General features: G+C 42.7%; 4 protein-coding genes and 1 pseudogene. 4 read left to right on the top strand and 1 reads right to left on the bottom strand.

What is annotated here, in order from left to right; all coding sequences use genetic code 11:
* From LC574_RS35905 to LC574_RS35890, 4 genes and pseudogenes are all read left to right on the top strand, one after another.
* Positions 1 to 912 (top strand): tetratricopeptide repeat protein (locus tag LC574_RS35905; protein ID WP_229458386.1); only part of this gene is annotated, 912 nt, incomplete at its 5' end.
* Complete coding sequence (locus LC574_RS35900; protein ID WP_229458385.1) at positions 896 to 1,210, top strand: hypothetical protein; 315 nt, start codon at positions 896 to 898, stop codon at positions 1,208 to 1,210. The genes LC574_RS35905 and LC574_RS35900, both read left to right, overlap by 17 nt.
* A 22-nt stretch (positions 1,211 to 1,232) precedes the next feature.
* Positions 1,233 to 1,716: pseudogene (locus LC574_RS35895) on the top strand (hypothetical protein).
* Positions 1,717 to 1,797: 81 nt separating this feature from the next.
* Complete coding sequence (locus LC574_RS35890) at positions 1,798 to 2,292, top strand: hypothetical protein (RefSeq protein WP_306422213.1); 495 nt, start codon at positions 1,798 to 1,800, stop codon at positions 2,290 to 2,292.
* Here LC574_RS35890 and LC574_RS39515 read toward each other — a convergent pair.
* On the bottom strand, positions 2,195 to 2,398 hold the full coding sequence (locus LC574_RS39515; RefSeq protein ID WP_368736777.1) for an SPFH domain-containing protein: 204 nt from the start codon (positions 2,396 to 2,398) through the stop codon (positions 2,195 to 2,197). The two genes, LC574_RS35890 and LC574_RS39515, sit on opposite strands and share 98 nt — an antisense overlap.
* Between the last annotated feature and the right edge of the window lie 5 nt (positions 2,399 to 2,403).

Here is a 2,403-nt window from a genome sequence, read left to right as displayed (position 1 = left end):
GACAAAAAAGAGGAAATTCAAACCCTCAATGGTATTGGAGAAGTTTACTCTAGCCAGAGTCAGTATGCCAAAGCTTTAGAGTTCTTCGAGCAAGCAAATGGCATTGCCAAACAAATCGGCGACAAGAAAGAGGAAATTCAAACCCTCAATGGTATTGGAGCAGTTTACTATAGCCAGAGTCAGTATGCTAAAGCTTTAGAGTTCTTCGAGCAAGCAAATGGCATTGCTAAACAAATTGGTGACAAGAAAGAGCAAATTCAAACCCTTAATGGTATTGGAGACTTTTACTCTAGCCAAAATCAGTACGCCAAAGCTTTAGAGTTTTACCAGCAAGCAAATGGCATTGCCAAACAAATCGGCAACAAGAAGGGGGAAGGTGAGTCCATCAATGGTATTGGGGCAATTTATAACAAACTCAGTCAGTATGCTCTAGCTTTAGAGTTTTACCAGCAAGCAAATAATATTGCTAAACAAATCGGCGACAAGAAAGGGCAAAGTGCAAACCTTAGAGGTATTGGGTCAGTTTACTCTAGGCAGCGTCAGTATGCCAAAACTTTAATGTTATACCAGCAAGCCTTAACAATTTACCAACAAATCGGCAGCAAAGCGGGGGAAAGTTCGACTCTCAATAGCATTGCGGCTGTTTACTCCATTCAAGGTCAGTACCCTAAAGCTTTAGAGTTTTACCAGCAGCCAACCTCTCAGCCTGACATGACTCCCAGTGATGATCTGCCGTCAATTGAGCAGCCAACCCAAGCAAAGGTGATACCTCCTTTAAGGTCAAAGACAAACGCTGCTGAAAAACCGCAACATTTAGAGAGAAGTAAAGCCAAACGTACCTCTGCTGACAAGAGAAAATCCAAATTACCGCAACAGCCATTCGCAACAGGGTCAATTGACAAAGAGCGATGAAGAAGAAGAGTTAGCGCCAGAACGCTGTCAACATATCCAGTTTTTGGACTGCGACAAACCAGTGGGGCGCGTGGTATTCGAGTGTTGGCACTGTCAGCAGGGAATAATCTGTGAATACACTGGGGAACCTGTAATGGGAGAATATTTTGGTCGTCCTTCACTAATTCAGGTGAAAATCCAATGTCCGAATTGTGAGCAGACGGCGATCAGATTAACAACGGGAGAAGTGCTTAAGGGCAACAGCGATTCCTTCTCCTTGGCAGCAATGATGGCACACTCTCTCTTCAAGAGTGATTAGTAAGAGATATTTACGATTGATAATGCAAAAGTTGAAAATTTTACCCTCAATAATAACTGCACTAACGGCACTGACATTAACTAGTTGCAGTACTACTACTGCTGAACGGTATGAAGCTACAGCGCTCACCAGTTACACCTGGCAAGTTAAGTATGCGAATAACCTAACTAGTCAACCACAGCCACGCATTGAAACCTTTGCGAATACTTCAGTGGTGAATCGGAATGGATTGAAACCGCCAGGAGCAGTTGTTGGCCCAGATGACCGAGGGTTATGGTGGCCTACTTTACCGCCGCGACCAAGTGTTGATGAAGTTGAACAACGTAAAAGACCTCAAGAAGAGGCAGGAAAACCTGAATTGATGAAAGATGTTCAGTACTTTCTTGACCTACGGAGTGGGTAATTTACAGAAGACACTGCCGAAAAATTTTTATTATCCCTGGTATGGCTCTATAGTGCGTAAGTCAAGCGATCGCACCAGAACACCATCGCTTTCTTTTGCATAAAGGAGATAATTCTAGCACCTCTGTTTGCTAAAGTAATTCTAAGGCGCGTGAATTTCCGAACAATCCAGAGGCATCATAACTATGAGAATACTTCATGGCACCTGGATACCAAACGAGGAAACTGACTTTATTCAGTCAGGGTCTTTTTACTTGTGGGTAGAAACTCAATCATTCCCAAAAAGTCACACCAATAGTCAACAAATTCATCCTGGACATTTGGTTAAATCCGAATTAATCGCCTTTTTAGTACAAGAATTGGGAATTAAAGAAGACAAGACTAAATTTTGCCAACGCATATCTCCTAAATACTTTGCCTTACCAACCACCAATAATCAGCCCCTACCTTCACCAGAATTAACCAAGTATTTAGAGATTGAGTTGACTGACAGCTATGAAGAATTCCAATATTGGCAGGTCGATTGTTATGAAACAGTAGTGTCTACCAAAACTGAAACAGCACTGAATATTCTCAAATTCCTCAAAGATATCCATTTTTTAGCAATATATAATGCGGAGAAGTTTCAAATTGGTTCAGATTTATTATTTTGGTATCATTACAAAGCGTCTGCGTCGTGAGCTTGTAGATGCCGGGGCCGAACACATCGGCCACCTTGCCCTCATTCACGAACACGGCCATCTGCGATTCGCGCACCGTCAGCGACGCGCCGTTCTGGATTTCCATGTCGC

Source organism: Nostoc sp. CHAB 5715 (assembly GCF_020829685.1).
In the GTDB taxonomy this organism is placed as follows: domain Bacteria; phylum Cyanobacteriota; class Cyanobacteriia; order Cyanobacteriales; family Nostocaceae; genus Nostoc.
The sequence above is the reverse complement of the archived record's forward strand: the minus strand, read 5'-3'. Positions and strand labels throughout refer to the sequence as shown.